At 67.7% G+C, this 14,261-nt stretch carries 11 protein-coding genes; 6 read left to right on the top strand and 5 right to left on the bottom strand.

Annotated elements, in window-relative coordinates:
- Window positions 1-66: 66 nt before the first annotated feature.
- Both ACSFBE_RS19850 and cueR read left to right on the top strand, forming a co-directional pair.
- The gene (locus tag ACSFBE_RS19850) at window positions 67-261 is read left to right on the top strand and encodes a heavy-metal-associated domain-containing protein (RefSeq protein ID WP_435492141.1); all 195 of its coding nucleotides are present in this window, start codon (window positions 67-69) and stop codon (window positions 259-261) included.
- 8 nt (window positions 262-269) lie between these two features.
- Window positions 270-698 (top strand): Cu(I)-responsive transcriptional regulator, encoded by a 429-nt coding sequence (gene cueR / locus ACSFBE_RS19855; RefSeq protein ID WP_435492142.1) that lies wholly within the window; start codon window positions 270-272, stop codon window positions 696-698.
- Window positions 699-813: 115 nt separating this feature from the next.
- Here the strand turns inward: cueR and ACSFBE_RS19860 are convergent, their stop codons facing one another.
- Complete coding sequence (locus ACSFBE_RS19860; protein ID WP_435492143.1) at window positions 814-1,779, bottom strand: YcjF family protein; 966 nt, start codon at window positions 1,777-1,779, stop codon at window positions 814-816.
- Window positions 1,780-2,310: 531 nt separating this feature from the next.
- On the opposite strand from ACSFBE_RS19860, the gene creB reads away from it, so the two are divergent.
- On the top strand, window positions 2,311-3,063 hold the full coding sequence (creB, locus tag ACSFBE_RS19865) for a two-component system response regulator CreB (RefSeq protein ID WP_435492144.1): 753 nt from the start codon (window positions 2,311-2,313) through the stop codon (window positions 3,061-3,063).
- Entirely contained in the window at window positions 3,060-4,499 is a 1,440-nt protein-coding gene (creC, locus tag ACSFBE_RS19870) for a two-component system sensor histidine kinase CreC (protein WP_435492145.1), read from the top strand. The genes creB and creC overlap by 4 nt, the downstream gene beginning before the upstream one ends.
- Before the next feature lie 3 nt (window positions 4,500-4,502).
- Here the strand turns inward: creC and ACSFBE_RS19875 are convergent, their stop codons facing one another.
- From ACSFBE_RS19875 to creD, 4 genes are all read right to left on the bottom strand, one after another.
- Complete coding sequence (locus ACSFBE_RS19875; RefSeq protein WP_435492146.1) at window positions 4,503-5,522, bottom strand: SRPBCC domain-containing protein; 1,020 nt, start codon at window positions 5,520-5,522, stop codon at window positions 4,503-4,505.
- Window positions 5,519-6,457: an acyl-CoA desaturase gene (locus tag ACSFBE_RS19880; RefSeq protein ID WP_435492147.1), complete on the bottom strand. Its 939-nt coding sequence runs from the start codon at window positions 6,455-6,457 to the stop codon at window positions 5,519-5,521. Before ACSFBE_RS19880 ends, ACSFBE_RS19875 begins: the two co-directional genes overlap by 4 nt.
- 70 nt (window positions 6,458-6,527) lie before the next feature.
- Window positions 6,528-8,897, bottom strand: coding sequence for a penicillin-binding protein 1A (locus ACSFBE_RS19885; protein ID WP_435492148.1), 2,370 nt, complete (start codon window positions 8,895-8,897; stop codon window positions 6,528-6,530).
- A 6-nt stretch (window positions 8,898-8,903) separates the two neighbouring features.
- On the bottom strand, window positions 8,904-10,409 hold the full coding sequence (creD, locus tag ACSFBE_RS19890; protein ID WP_435492149.1) for a cell envelope integrity protein CreD: 1,506 nt from the start codon (window positions 10,407-10,409) through the stop codon (window positions 8,904-8,906).
- Window positions 10,410-10,630: 221 nt separating this feature from the next.
- Between creD and ACSFBE_RS19895 the strand changes: the two genes are divergently transcribed.
- Both ACSFBE_RS19895 and xrtQ read left to right on the top strand, forming a co-directional pair.
- On the top strand, window positions 10,631-12,799 hold the full coding sequence (locus ACSFBE_RS19895) for a VIT and vWA domain-containing protein (RefSeq protein WP_435492150.1): 2,169 nt from the start codon (window positions 10,631-10,633) through the stop codon (window positions 12,797-12,799).
- A 21-nt stretch (window positions 12,800-12,820) separates the two neighbouring features.
- Window positions 12,821-14,257, top strand: coding sequence for an exosortase Q (gene xrtQ / locus ACSFBE_RS19900; RefSeq protein ID WP_435492151.1), 1,437 nt, complete (start codon window positions 12,821-12,823; stop codon window positions 14,255-14,257).
- The last annotated feature ends 4 nt before the right edge of the window (window positions 14,258-14,261 follow it).

Raw genomic sequence — 14,261 nt, forward strand, 5'->3', positions numbered from 1 at the left:
CCTTGCCATCGCGTCAAGGTTCACACTGCCTTCCTTCCCACTCTTCATCTGCAAGGAGCAAGACCCATGAGCCAGAAATTCGAAGTCGCCGGCATGACCTGCGGCCACTGCGCGAGCGCCGTCCAGAACGCGGTGCAGGCGGTCGACCCCGACGCGCAGGTCACGGTCGATCTGCCCACCGGCCATGTCGACGTGCTGAGCGAACAGCCGCGCGAGGACATCGTGGCGGCCATCGAGAACGCCGGCTACAAGGTGCAGTGAGCGCGGCGATGCCAGGGCCTCTGCACAGCGCGGGACCGTGGAACATCGGCGAAGCCGCGCGCCGCTCCGGCGTGTCGGCGCGCATGGTGCGGCACTACGAAGGGCTCGGCCTGCTGCCGGACGTGGCACGCACCGAGAGCGGCTACCGGCAGTACGCCGAGGCCGACATCCACACCCTGCGTTTCATCAAGCGCTCGCGCGACCTCGGCTTCTCGATGGAAGAGATCGCCGAGCTGGTCGGCCTGTGGCACAACCGGCGCCGCACCAGCGCGAGCGTCAAGCGCATCGCGCAAAAGCATCTGGGCGAACTGGAACAGCGCATCGCCGACATGCAGGCGATGCAACGCACGCTGTCGCATCTCGTGCATTGCTGCCATGGCGATGCACGGCCCGACTGCCCGATCCTTGAGGATCTGGCGGGTAGCCCATCGGCTTAACCAGGAAACGCTCGATGCCAGGAACACCGCGGAACCGGCTTTGCCGGGCCGCTGGTGTTGCCCCCGGAAGGGGGTGGGCGCTGCCACACGAAGTGGGCAAGCCTTGGGGGTGAGCCTATTGACCGCGGACCATCGAGAGGATCTGTGACGGGTTCAGGGTGCGGGCCTTTTCCTGAATGGCCGGCAGGTAGCGCGCCTGCAGGCCCTGCCCTTCCTTGGTGACGCTGGCATAGGCTTCCTTGAGCATCTGCGTGGACAGCGTGCGACCCCCGGCGTAGTAGCGCTTGGCCACATGGCCCAGCGCATAGGTGGTCGCGAAGCTCATGCCCGAGCTCACCGCCTGGTTGCCCAGGCCGCGCAACAAACCACCGCCCACCTTGCCCAGCAAGCCGCCCAGCAGCTTGCGCCCGGCCTGCTCGAGGTACTGCGAGGTCAGCCCCACACCGACGGTGGCGAGAAAGTCCTTCACATGGCCGCTGTCGAGCTCGTAGCCATGCGCCTTGCCGATGCCATAGACCAGCTTCATCTGCAGCGGGATGATCGCCATGGTCGACAGGGTTTCGGGCAGCAGTTCGAGGGCGCCATTGAGGATGGCGGCGTTGAGGATGGACTTGTCCAGCGCCGCATCGTCCACGGCCATGGCGGGCGCACTGCCGGTGGCCGCGACGACGTCCGACACCACCAGCGCGGCCCCGGCCGCCAACGGCGCGGTCGCCAACGCCTCGGCCTGCTGCGAGAAAGCCGCGGCTTCGGGTGCGCCCAATTCGAGCGCGGCCCGCACCTCGGCGAGGAATCGGCGCTCGGCCTCCGATTGGGCACCGTCGGCATCGCAGACGCAGACGGCCATCTCGTAGCCCAGCTGGCGCGCTTCGGTGCTGGTCAGCGCAGCACTCACATCGGCCAGCGACACACGCTTCATGAGCACGTCCTGATAGAGAGAGGGCAGATGCACGCCTTCCGCCTGCGACAGGCCCTCGGCGATGCGCTTGATCTCTTCGCGTTCGCGCTCGTGCTTCTCGCCATCGACGAATGCGGCCAGGAGGCTCAGGGTCACGATGGCGCGGGTTTCGGAAGGGTTCACAGATTTTTCCTTGGTTGAACGGCAATCGCTGCCGATTCGGCCATGGTGAAGCAGAAGTACGCCTCGCCCAAGCTTCTCCCCACAAACCTTGGGTAACTCTGTGAATAACTCAGGCACTTGGTTGTAAAGGCGTTCTAACCTGTTGTTTTTAAAAGAGAAACAACAGTCTGCCTAAAACTTGAGCAGTGGATGTCTTTTGCCGGTACCGCTCCTTTCCCAGATTTCACCCCCCCTGTCAAAGGACAACTCTGGGGAGAGTTCCGGCACAAGAGAGGGGTTGTCCACAGGCCGGGGCAGGTCCCCGAAGTTGTCCCTTTGGACGCGACAGCAGAAAAGCAGGGGTGCGCACATGGGTCGGGGTGCGGCAAGTCCTTGTCACACCAGTGAAATAGTGCCCTGTCCACAGAAAGGCGCGCCCCCTATCTACTACTACTAATTTAAATAAGAGAGATAAGAAGAAGATAGAGACGCCGCGCGTTCCGCAGAATTCTTTTCCGAATCGGCTCGCTGACGCGTCGCTACCATCCCCCCATGAGCGTCCCCGCCCCGGTCCCCAACCCCCGCATCCTCATCGCGGAAGACGAGTCCGGCATCGCCGACACCCTGCAGTACGTGCTGCGCAGCGACGGGTTCACACCGGTCTGGTGCGCCACCGCCCAGGAGGCGATCGCCCAATTCGCGCAGGAACCGCCGGCGCTGGCCATCCTGGACATCGGCCTGCCCGACCTCAACGGCTTCGAGCTGTTCAAGCGGCTGCATGCGCTGCCCGGTGGTGCCGACGTGCCGATGATCTTTCTGACGGCCCGCAGCGACGAGATCGACCGGGTGGTCGGCCTGGAGCTCGGTGCCGACGACTACATCGCCAAACCTTTTTCGCCCCGGGAACTCGTGGCACGGGTCAGGACGGTGCTCAGGCGCAGCGTGCGGGCGGCGGCGGTCGCACCCGTGGCCCCCCCTGCCCCGGCGGCGGCCAGGCCGCCACAGCCCTTCCTGATCGATGGTGATCGGCGCCAGATCCGCTATTACGGCCGGGTGCTGGAGCTGTCGCGTTACGAATACGGCCTCTTGTGCCTCTTCGTGCAGCGGCCGGGACGGGTCTACACCCGGGACGAACTGCTGGAAATGGTGTGGGACGACCCGGGCGAGAGCTTCGACCGCACGGTCGACGCCCACATCAAGACGCTGCGCGCCAAGCTGAAGGCCGTGGCGCCGGAGGTCGAGCCGATCCGCACGCTCCGCGGCACCGGCTACGCCTTGAACGAAGACCTGCCGACCGCCGCGTGACGAAGCGCTCGCGCATCTTCCTGGGCATCCTGCTGATCTATGCGGCGGGCATCGCCTTCCTGCTGTACCGCGTGGTGAGCGACATCGACCCGCGCTACCGCGAATCGGCCGAGGAATCGCTGGTCGAAAGCTCGCAGCTGATGGCCAGCCTGGTCGAGCAGGACGTGATCGCCGGTGCCATCAACACGGCGCGGCTCGAGCCGCTGTTCCGCTCGGTCTACGCCCGCCAGTTCTCGGCGCAGATCTACAACCTGCACAAGAACCGGGTCGAGCTGCGGGTGTACGTCACCGATCGCAGCGGTCGGGTGCTGTTCGATTCGCTCGGCCGCGCATTCGGCGCCGATTACTCGCAGTGGACCGACGTCAGCCGCTCGCTCGCCGGCCTGTATGGCGCGCGCACCTCGCGCGACGTGGACGTCGACCCCCGCACCTCCGTGATGTACGTCGGTGCACCGATCCGCTGGAACAACGAGATCGTCGGCATGGTCAGTGTCGGCAAGCCGGTGCAGAGCTTCGGCCAGTTCATCGAGGACGCGCGGGCGCGCACGCTGTGGGTGGGAGTCGGATCGGCTTTCGCGCTGCTGGTGCTGGCGATCATCGTGTCGGTGTGGCTGGTGCGGCCCTTCGGGCTGATCTCCGACTACACCGCCTGGGTGCGTGCGCAGAAGACGCTCAGCATCGGCCGCATGGCGCGGCGCATGCTCGATGCATTACGGGGCGGCTTCAGCGAGATGCGCGATGCGCTCACCGGCCGCAACTACGTCTCGGACTACGTGCAGACCTTCACGCACGAGGTGAAGAGCCCGCTGTCGGCCATCCGCGGTGCGGCCGAGCTGCTGCAGGAACCGTCGATGCCGCAGGCCGAACGCGAACGCTTCCTCGCCAACATCGCCAGCGAGACGCAGCGCATCCAGGAGATCGTCGACCGCATGATGGAACTCACCGCGCTCGAGACGCGGCGCGTGCTGCAGCGCACGCAGCCGGTGGCACTGGGGCCGCTGCTGCAGGACATCGCGGCCGGCGCCCGTTCTGCCGCGTCGGCGCGCAACGTCGAGCTGCGTGTGGCCATCAACGCACAGGCCACGACCGAAGGAGACCCTTTCCTGCTGCGCCGCGCAGTGAGCAACCTGCTCGACAACGCAATCGACTTCTCACCGACCGGCCACGAGGTGGTGCTGACGCTGCAGGCCACGGCGCGCCTGGCCCGCATCACGGTGCGCGATCGCGGCCCCGGCATCCCCGACTACGCCAAGGACAAGGTGTTCGAGAAGTTCTATTCGCTGGCGCGCCCCCACAACCAGAAAAAAAGCACCGGCCTCGGCCTCGCGTTCGTGAAGGAGATAGCGAACCTGCACCGCGGCCGCGTCGAACTGGTCAACGGGCCGGGCGGCGGGGCGCTGGCGACGCTGATGCTGCCGCTTCCGGCGCACGACTGACGTTCAGTGCGGCGCGTGCGCTGCCCGCTGCGCATAGAACTTCAGGATCACATCCTCGAAGTTGCCGATCAACAGGCTGGCCACCGGCCGCGCGTACCAGTTGAAGTCGGTGCTCACGCGGTAGCCCATGTTGATGTCGAGCCGCGTCGCGCCGTCGGCGAGGGGGGTGAGCGTGTAGGCCGTGTCGATCAGGTCGAAGTAATGGCCGCCGATCGTCACGTGGTCGTCCAGCGTGCCGGCCGGAATCGAGTCTTTGTCGAATCGGTAAATCCAGCGCACATGCCGGTTCTCCTGCCGTTCCTGCTCCACCTGCTCGAAGTGGATCTGCTTGCCCATGGTGATCTTGCGCACACGGCCATGCGCGGTGTCCTGCGTCACGCCACTCTGCGGCAGCGGCACGCCGATGCGGTACATCCAGCCCTGCTGCACTTCCTCGGGCCGGATGTCGCGCGTGTCGTGGATCTGTCGCCAGACGGCAGATGGCGGCGCCGCGATCACGATGCTGCGCTCGATGCGTTCGATCTCGCGCGGCGGCGGCGCGGCATCGACCAGTGCACCCAATGCCAGCGGCAGGGCGGCCAGGCTGTAGAGCGTGGCGCGCGGCCATATCAGCTTGCGGCAGACAAACCCCATTAACATGCCTGCGAGGCCGCCCAGCACCATGAACAGCGGCACGATGATCACGGCGCAGATCAGGCCTTCGATCAGCACCGCCATCGTGCCCAGCACGAACAGCAGGTTGGCCAAGGCACCGGCGCGAAAGCAGTAGCCCAAGGTGCGCGGCACTTGCCGCTCGGCGACATAGACCGTCACGGCCCCCACCAGTACGGGGACCAGGTAGATGAACACCCAGCTCATGGCTGTAAAGCGCGCCCCGGTCGGATCACCACTGAACACCAGCCGCAAGGCGAGGCCAATGCCAGCACCAGTCAACACGGGCAGCCAGCGGGAGAACGGCATCTTGCGCGCACCATCGTCTTCGGGCACTTCGAGTTTCGGCAGTTGTTCGTCTTGGATGGTCATGGCGAGAGTGGTGTGGTCGTCGTGGCGGTACCGGCAGGGGTCAGCGGCATCAGTTCGGGTCTGCGAGGCAAGTCAGCCGGCAGGCGCAAGCCCCACACCAGTCCTGCCCGACGTAGCGCGCACAGCATCCACCAGCCCGGATCCCATTCGCCCGGAGCCAGGCCCAGCCGTGCCGAACCCGGAAACGCATGGTGGTTGTTGTGCCAGCCTTCGCCCATGGTCAGCAGCGAGGTCCAGCGGATGTTGCGGCCTTGCACCGCGGCGCCGCGCACTTCATGGTGCATGTCACCGTGGTTGTGGGCGAACCAGCCGATCAGCCAGTGGCCGGACACGCCCGCGGCGATGCGTGCGCAAACGCCCCACACCACGAACGCCCAGCCGCCCCATAGCCAGAGCAGCGTCGCAAGCGGCAGCTGCTGCAGCATCCAGGTGCGCTCCAACCAGCGGTAGAACAGGTCGTCGGCCACGCTGGATTCGATTTCGATCCGCGGCGGCGCGTGCAAGCGCAGTTCGCAATGCAACTGCCACCAGGCATCACGCCAAAACGTGCGGCCGTGGCGCAGGTAGTCGTGGCATTGCGGCAGGCGCTGCGCAAAGTCGCGCAGCTCGTGCTGGCGCAGCAGACCGATCGGCCCGGCCAGCCCGACCTGCACGCCGGCATACAGCAGGTATTCCAGCCACTTCAGGCACTGGTAGCTGTTGTGAATCAACTTGCGATGGCTGCCGAGCGAATGCCCGAACAGCAGCACCAGTGCGGTGCTGGCGGCAAACAACGCCAGCGCGGCCCAGCTGAAGGTGAACGCGCCACCGACCAGCGCCACCACGGCCATGCCCGTGAACCACAGCGACTTGACAGGACTCCAGCGCACCGTGCCGTCGCACACCATGGCCAGCGCGTCGGCGTGCACGCGGTGGCGGGTAGGTATCGGTTGCATGCACGGATTCTCACGCAGGCGACGGGCGGGATTCAGCGCTTCGAAGTCGCAATCGCCAGCGCCGCTGCGCTCACCGAAACCAGTCCAGGATCCGGTTGCGCTCCTCCGGCGACGGCGTCGGTGCCACCTGTTCGGGTGCCAATGCTTCAGCCGGTGGCATCTCACCGTTCGCCTCGCCCAGCGACGCGATGCCGCGTCCCGGCGCATAGTCGTCGAAGTACCAACTGCCGTCGACCTGCACCACGCCGTCGGGTGCTGTCGGCGCGGTCACCGGCACGCCCTGCAGCGCGGTGCGCATGTAGTCGGTCCACACCGGCAGGCTCAGGCTGCCGCCGGTCTCGCCGCGCACGCCCAGCCGGCGCGGCGTGTCGTAGCCGATCCAGGCGATGCCAACCATCGTCGGCTGAAAGCCCGCGAACCAGGTGTCGAGCGAATCGTTGGTGGTGCCGGTCTTGCCGTACAGGTCGTCGCGCTTGAGCGCTTGCCAGGCCTTGGTGCCGGTGCCGCCCTTCATCACGCTGTTGAGCAGCGTGTTCATCACGAAGGCGTTGCGGGCTGGGATGGTGCGCATGCTCTCGTCGAGCGCCGGTGCGGCGTACTCGGTCAACACCTGGTCGCGGTGGTCCGTCACGCGGGTGATGAGCCGCGGGCTCACCCGGTAGCCGCCGTTGGCGAACACGGCGTAGGCCGAGGCCATTTGCATCGGCGTGACCGAACCCGCGCCGAGCGCCATCGGCAGCACTGCCGGGTGCTTGTCGCGGTCGAAGCCGAAGTGCGTGATCCAGTCCTGCGCATACGGCGCGCCGATGGATTGCAGCACCCGCACCGACACCATGTTCTTCGAGGCCATCAGCGCGCTGCGCAGGCTCATCGGGCCTTCGAAACTGCCGTCGTAGTTCTTCGGCTCCCAGGGTTGGCCGCCGGTGGTGGCAGCATCGAAGAAGAGCGGCGCGTCGTCGACCACCGTGGCCGGCGTGAAGCCCTTCTCCAGCGCGGCCGAATAGATGAAGGGCTTGAAGCTCGAGCCCGGCTGGCGCCAGGCCTGCGTCACGTGGTTGAACTTGTTCTTCCCGAAATCGAAACCGCCCACCAGCGCGCGGACCGCGCCGTCGCGCGGGTCGAGCGCGACGAAGGCGCCTTCGACCTCGGGCAACTGCGTGATCGTCCAGCTGTCGCGCGCGCCCTTCGCAATGCGGATCACCGCGCCGCGGCGCAGCTTCACGGTGGGTGCCGCCTTGTCCGACAGCGCCACGCGCGCGATCTGCAGACCGGTACCGGTGATCGTGATCGGGTCGCCGTCGCCGCGCACCACCACCACCTCGCGCGGTGTGGCCGACAGCACCACGGCGGACATCAGGTCGCCGTTGTCGGGCAGATCGGCCAGCACATCGTCGACGGACTCGTCGAGCGCCGCAGCGTCGTCGGGCAGGCTCACGAAGCGCTCCGGGCCGCGGTAGGGCTGACGCTGTTCGTAGTCCATGATGCCGCGCCGCAGCGCGCGGTAGGCGGCGGCCTGGTCGGTCGCGATCAGCGAGGTGTAGACCTTGAAGCCCCGCGTGTAGGCGCTCTCACCGTACTGCGCCACCATCGTCTGGCGCACCGTCTCGGCGACATGCTCGGCATGCAGCTGCTTCGGGTCGGCGGGGTCACGCAGGTGCAGGGATTCGGCCTTCGCTTCGTCGGCCTGCGCGACGGTGATCGCGCCGGTCTCTCGCATGCGGTCGAGCACGTGCAACTGCCGTGTGCGTGCACGCCGCGGGTTGCTCACCGGGTTGCCGGTGCGCGGTGCCTTCGGCAGCCCGGCCAGCATCGCGGCCTCGGCGACGCTGATGTCCTTCAGCGGCTTGCCGAAATAGGCTTCCGACGCGGCCGCGAAGCCGTAGGACCGGTTGCCCAGGTAGATCTGGTTCATGTAGATCTCGAGGATCTGGTCCTTGCTCAGTCGGCGTTCCAGCCGCAGGGCCAGCAAGGCCTCGTACAGCTTGCGCGAGTAGGTCTGCTCCGAGCTCAGGTACACGTTGCGTGCCACCTGCTGCGTGATGGTCGACGCGCCCTGGCGCGTGCCATGCTGCAGGTTCGACAGCATGGCGCGCGCGATGCCTTTCGCATCGACGCCGCCGTGCGCGTAGAAACGCGTGTCCTCGACGGCCAGCACCGCGTCCTTGAGCACCTTCGGCACCTGGTCGATGGGCACGAGCTGGCGCCGCTCCTCGCCGAACTCGCCGATCAACGCGCCGTCGGCGGTGTACACGCGCAGCGGCAGCTTGGGCTTGTAGTCCGACAGGGCCGACACGTCGGGCAGGCGGGCGGAGATCACCGCGACGGCCACGCCGCCGGCGCACAGAAGAACGGCTGCCAGGGCGGTGCCCGAGAGAAGGCCGATGCGCACGATGCGGCGCGTGCGCTGCGAGATTCGAGGAAAGCGAAGGAAGGAGGACATGGGGGATCAGCGGACGTTCGAAGGGGTAGGAGCCACCATGGCGGGCATCGGTTCCGCAACAACGGGCGTCGACGAGGTCGAGAGCGCATACCAGTCGACCTTGCGCGTGGCGAGCATCAGCACGGCCAGCATGCCGAAGACCAGCAAGGCGCCCAGCAGCAGCGCATTGCTCTCCGAGGCGAGCAGGCCGTAGAGCGCACCGTACAGCACGGCGACGAAGGCCGCGAACGACAGGCCGCGCCGCCAGCCGCCAAGCACTGCGCTGAAGTACACGCCCAGCAGCAGCACGCTGGCGCCGGCCGCGACGGCATAGGCCGCACCGAAGGCCATCTTCTCCGACAGCGCGAGCAGCAGCAGGAAGAAGAGCGCGATCGACAGGCCCACCAGGCCGTACTGCACCGGGTGCAGGCGCAGCGTGCGGAACAGCTCGAACATGAAGGCCGCCATCAGCACCAGCGCGATGAAGAGCGCGCCGTATTTGCCGGCACGCGTGGACATCGAATACACATTGAGCGGCTGGGCCAGCGACACGTCGAAGGTCTGCAGCGGGCCGTCGGCTACGGCCTGACGGCGGGCGGAAGCCGGCCCCACGGCATCGACCCGTGTCGCCGCGCTGGCGGACGCCGAGGCCGTTGCAGCAGGATCGAGCAACCCCGCACGCACCTGGTCGCGCGCCGAACTCACCAACGAAGACACACGCCAGCGTGCATCGAAGCCCTGGGCATCGACACGACGCTCCGATGCGAGGAAGCGACCGCCGAAGCTGGGGTGCGCCCAGGGCGACTGCAGGTGTGCGGTGGTCTCGTCGGCGATGGGTGCGATCGACAGCGTCTCCTGCCCGACCACGGCCAGCTTCATGTCGAAGGGAAGCGACTTGCCGGCCAGCCAGCTGGACAGCGCCGCGCCTTCCAGCGGCGCGTGGATGCCACCGCCGAAGGCCTGCTCCGACAGCCCGGGCATGCGCTGGGCGAAGCGCAGCGTCGTACCGCCGACGGTCAGTGCGGGCGAGCCGTCGAGCCCGCGCAGATCGCTCAGGTTGAACACGACAGAGGGCGTACGGAACTCCAGCTTCGAGCCGCTGACGCTGCGCGTCACGGTGGCCGGGTCGAAGGCAGCAAAGCCGCCGTTCAGCGTCGCATCGAGCGTGTAGAAGGGAATGCGGAAGATGCCGCGGTAGCGCTGCTGCGGCGCGAGCGATCCTTCGATGTGCAGCGTGTCGGGGAACACCAGGTGCACGCCCTCCTCGCTGCGCGGCTCGACACCGGTGACCTGGCCCTTGCTGTTGCGCTGCGTCTCCATCCAGCGCTCGACATAGGGCACGGCGAGCACCGGGCCGATAACGGTCTGCGCTCCGGTGTAGGTGCTGGCGAGTTCTGCCGCAGCTTCGCGCTGGCTCTCGCCGCGCTCGCGGTTGAGCGCGTCGATGCGGTCGAGCGGGATGCACAGCAGCAAGGTCAGCACGACGAGGCCGAGCACCTTGATGACGATGGAGTTGCGAAGCGTCTGAAGCATTGTTGTGGTCCCTGGAGGGTGTGGGCCGTGTGGCGGAGCGCTGATGCTCGCGGGCCCGTTCGAAGCGTCGATGAAGTCGAGCGACGGCTTTGCGCACGCCGACTTCACACAGACTTCACACAGCGCGAACTCGCTTCTCATCGGCTTCGCGTGACGCTTCGACAGTCCTTCCCATGCATCCGCAGTCCGCGGGGCAACAGGTACACACAAGGACGAACGCCATGCAACACACCACCGCGCAGCCGGGCCGCTGGAGCCCATGGCTCTGGGCCGGCACCCTGGCCCTGGCCGGCACCGCTTTCCTGGCACTCACCGCGCGGCCGCTCCATGCGCAGGAGGCCGCGGGCCCGCGCCTGAAAACCGAGAGCCCGTATTTCTTCGTGAAGAGCGACGCGCCCGGCGTCGATGCGCTGCCGCTGAAGAACACCGCGGTCGACGTGAAGATCTCCGGTGTCATCGCCGACGTGACGGTGACGCAGACCTACCGCAACGAGGGCCAGCGCGCCATCGAGGCGAAGTACGTGTTCCCCGGCTCCACCAAGGCGGCCGTCAGCGGGCTCAGCGTGCGGCTGGCCGACCGGCTCATCACGGCGCAGATCCGCGAGAAGCAGCAGGCGCGCATCGAGTACGACACGGCCAAGAAGGAAGGCAAGACAGCCGCGCTGCTCGAGCAGCACCTGCCCAACGTGTTCCAGATGAACGTCGCGAACATCCTGCCGAACGACGAGGTGAAGGTCGAGCTGCGCTACACCGAACTGCTCGTGCCCAACGCCGGCAACTACCAGTTCGTGTTTCCGACGGTGGTCGGGCCGCGGTACGCCAGCGCCGGGCCGCCCCAAGCTGGCAGCGGCCCCCTCGGGGGGCAGCGAGGACACGAAGTGCCGAGCGTGGGGGCAAGCAACAGCCCGCAGTCGGAGCAACGGGATGCGACGTGGGTGGCGCAGCCGGTGTTGCGTGCGGGTGTGCCGTCCACGGCGGGCTTCCAGCTGAAGGTCGCGCTCGACACGCCGATAGGGCTGAAGGAAGTGCGCTCGGCCACGCACGCCATCGACGTGAAGAAGAGCGACGAGGACCGCCATGCGAACGTCGCCCTCACGCCCACGCCGGAGCCCGCAGCCAACCGCGACTTCGTGCTCGACTACCGCCTGGCCGGCGAGAAGATCGAATCGGGCCTGATGCTCTACAAGGGCCAGGGCGACGGGGCAGAGAACTTCTTCCTCGCGATGGTCGAGCCGCCGAAGTCGGTGGCGGCCAGCGCCATTTCGCCGAGGGACTACATCTTCGTGGTCGACATCTCGGGCTCGATGCACGGCTTTCCGCTGGACACCGCGAAGGCGGTGCTGGAGCGCCTGATCGGCGGCCTGCGGCCGAGCGATACCTTCAACGTGCTGCTGTTCTCGGGCAGCAACAAGATGCTGTCGCCGCAGTCGGTGCCGGCCACACGCGCCAACATCGATCAGGCGCTGGCGACGATCAAGAACTACAGCGGCGGTGGCAGCACCGAACTGATCCCGGCGTTGAAGCGTGTGTACGCCGAACCCAAGGCGCCGAACCTGTCGCGCACCGTGGTGGTGGTGACCGACGGCTACGTCACGGTCGAGCGCGAGGCCTTCGAGCTGGTGCGCAAGAACCTGTCGAAGGCCAACCTGTTCGCCTTCGGCATCGGCTCCTCGGTCAACCGCCATTTGATGGAAGGCCTGGCCCGCGCCGGCATGGGCGAGCCCTTCGTCATCACCGACCCGATCCAGGCTCCCGAGCAGGCCGCGCGCTTTCGCCGCATGGTCGAGTCGCCGGTGCTCACCAACGTGCGCGCGACCTTCGGCGGCCTCGACGTGTACGACGTCGAGCCGACGGTGCTGCCCGACGTACTGGGCGAGCGCCCGGTGATCGTCTTCGGCAAGTGGCGCCCGAACTCGGAGGGATTGGCCAAAGGCCGCGTCGTGATCGAAGGCCACAGCGCGAGCGGCCCGTACCGCGAAGAGATCGCCATCGACGGCCGCACGCCGCAGAACGCCGCCGCGCTGCGCGCGCTGTGGGCACGCCACCGCATCGCGGCGTTGAGCGACCAGGAAGCACTGGAAGGCGGCGACAGTTTCGCGAAGGCGATCACCGAGCTCGGCCTGAGGTACAGCCTGCTGACGCAGTACACCAGCTTCATCGCGGTCGACAAGGTGGTGCGCAACCTGGCGCCGCAGAACGCGACCAGCGTGGACCAACCCTCGCCGCTGCCCAAGGGCGTGAGCGAACTGGCCGTCGGACAGGCATTGGGCGCGGAGGTGCCGAGCACGCCCGAACCCGAGGTGCTCGGCGCGGTGGCCGTGGTGCTGTCGATGCTGGCCATGCTGCGCCGCCGGGCGCGTCGGCAGGACCTGCGTCGCTTCACCGCCTGAGCGCGATCGGGAGTCCTCGACATGAACCTCGCCTACATCGCTTCCGCCCACCCGCGCGTCATCGACGGCGGCATCCGGCTCGACCGCGTGCCTGCCGCCGCCTGGCTGGCCCTGCAGACCGTGGCCTTGTGGCCCACCTGGACCTGGATGGCCCGCCGTGTCGTGGACGGGTCGGACGACCCGCTGGGCCTGCTGGCCATCGCCGCGCTCGTGGCACTGGTCGCGTCGCTGCGCGGCGAGCTGCGCGCGGCGCCGCGGCTGGGCTGGCTGGTGCTTGCGTCGCTCGGCACGCTGGCGGCCACGGCGCTGCATGGCGCACTGCCACCCTTGCTGTCCGGCCTGGTGGCCGTGCTGGCCTGGGCTTGCGGCCTGCTGGCCTTCCTGCCACGCCGTGTGGCTGCGCTGCCCGTGGCGGGGTTGGCCGTGCTGGCGCTGCCGCTGCTGTCGTCGCTGCAGTTCTACGCGGGCTACCCCTTGCGCGTGCTGACGGCGGAGGCCAGCCGCTGGTTGCTGATGCCCGGCTTCGAGGTGTCGCGCGAAGGCAGCACGCTGTGGGTGGATGGCCGACTGGTCATCGTCGACGCGCCCTGTTCCGGCGTGCAGATGGTGTGGCTGGGCTACTTCACCGCCTGTGCCGTCGCGCTGTGGGCCCGCCGCAGCGACCGCAGCTTCGCCGCGCGCCTGCCGATCGTCGGGCTGCTGGTGCTGGCCGGCAATGTCGTGCGCAACAGCGTGCTGGTGGCGCTGGAAGGTGCGGGCCAAGCGCCGGCGCCCTGGGTGCACGATGTGCTGGGCCTGCTCGTGCTGGCGGTGGTGTGTGCCGGCATCGCACGGGCAATGGGGCGCACCACGCCGGCCGACGCATCGGCGTCGCAGGCCGGGCTGTCGATGCCCTGGCTCGAACGCTGGCTGGCCAACCGCTTCGTCCACCGCATCGCGCACAAGGCGTTGTTCGGCGTCGCGATGGCGGTGTGCGCGGTCGCGTCGGTGGCGCAGGCGTGGCAGGCACCCGTGTCGCTGCCGGCGCAGACTTTCCACGAATGGCCGTCGCGCTGGGACGGCGCCCCGCTGCGGCCGCTGGCGCTCAGCGAGGTCGAACACCGATTCGCGCAGCGCTTTCCGGGCGCCATCGCCCGCATGACCGATGGGCAAGGCGTCTTCGTGCTGCGCCATGTCGCATCGCCGACACGCATGCTCCACCCGGCGGCCGACTGCTACCGCGCGCTGGGCTACCGTGTGGCGCAGGTTCGGCTGGAGAACGATGCGCAGCAGCGGCTCTGGCGCTGCTTTTCGGCGACACGCAAGCGCGGACAAACCCTGCGCGTGTGCGAGCGCATCGTCGACGCGCAGGGCCGCTCTTTCACCGACACTTCAGCTTGGTATTGGGCCGCTGCGGCCGGGCAATCGCAAGGGCCCTGGCAGGCCGTGACCCTGGCACGATCGATGGGAGATTTGTGAGTCA

This window comes from Variovorax sucrosi (assembly GCF_051216635.1).
Classification (GTDB): Bacteria; Pseudomonadota; Gammaproteobacteria; order Burkholderiales; family Burkholderiaceae_C; genus Variovorax.

Coding starts and splice junctions, on each gene's coding strand:
- cueR (WP_435492142.1), top strand. CDS start 270: ATGCCAGGGCCTCTGCACAGCGCGGGACCGTGGAACATCGGCGAAGCC.
- ACSFBE_RS19895 (WP_435492150.1), top strand. CDS start 10,631: ATGCAACACACCACCGCGCAGCCGGGCCGCTGGAGCCCATGGCTCTGG.
- creB (WP_435492144.1), top strand. CDS start 2,311: ATGAGCGTCCCCGCCCCGGTCCCCAACCCCCGCATCCTCATCGCGGAA.
- creD (WP_435492149.1), bottom strand. CDS start 10,409: ATGCTTCAGACGCTTCGCAACTCCATCGTCATCAAGGTGCTCGGCCTC.
- ACSFBE_RS19875 (WP_435492146.1), bottom strand. CDS start 5,522: ATGACCATCCAAGACGAACAACTGCCGAAACTCGAAGTGCCCGAAGAC.
- ACSFBE_RS19850 (WP_435492141.1), top strand. CDS start 67: ATGAGCCAGAAATTCGAAGTCGCCGGCATGACCTGCGGCCACTGCGCG.
- ACSFBE_RS19885 (WP_435492148.1), bottom strand. CDS start 8,897: ATGTCCTCCTTCCTTCGCTTTCCTCGAATCTCGCAGCGCACGCGCCGC.
- xrtQ (WP_435492151.1), top strand. CDS start 12,821: ATGAACCTCGCCTACATCGCTTCCGCCCACCCGCGCGTCATCGACGGC.
- ACSFBE_RS19880 (WP_435492147.1), bottom strand. CDS start 6,457: ATGCAACCGATACCTACCCGCCACCGCGTGCACGCCGACGCGCTGGCC.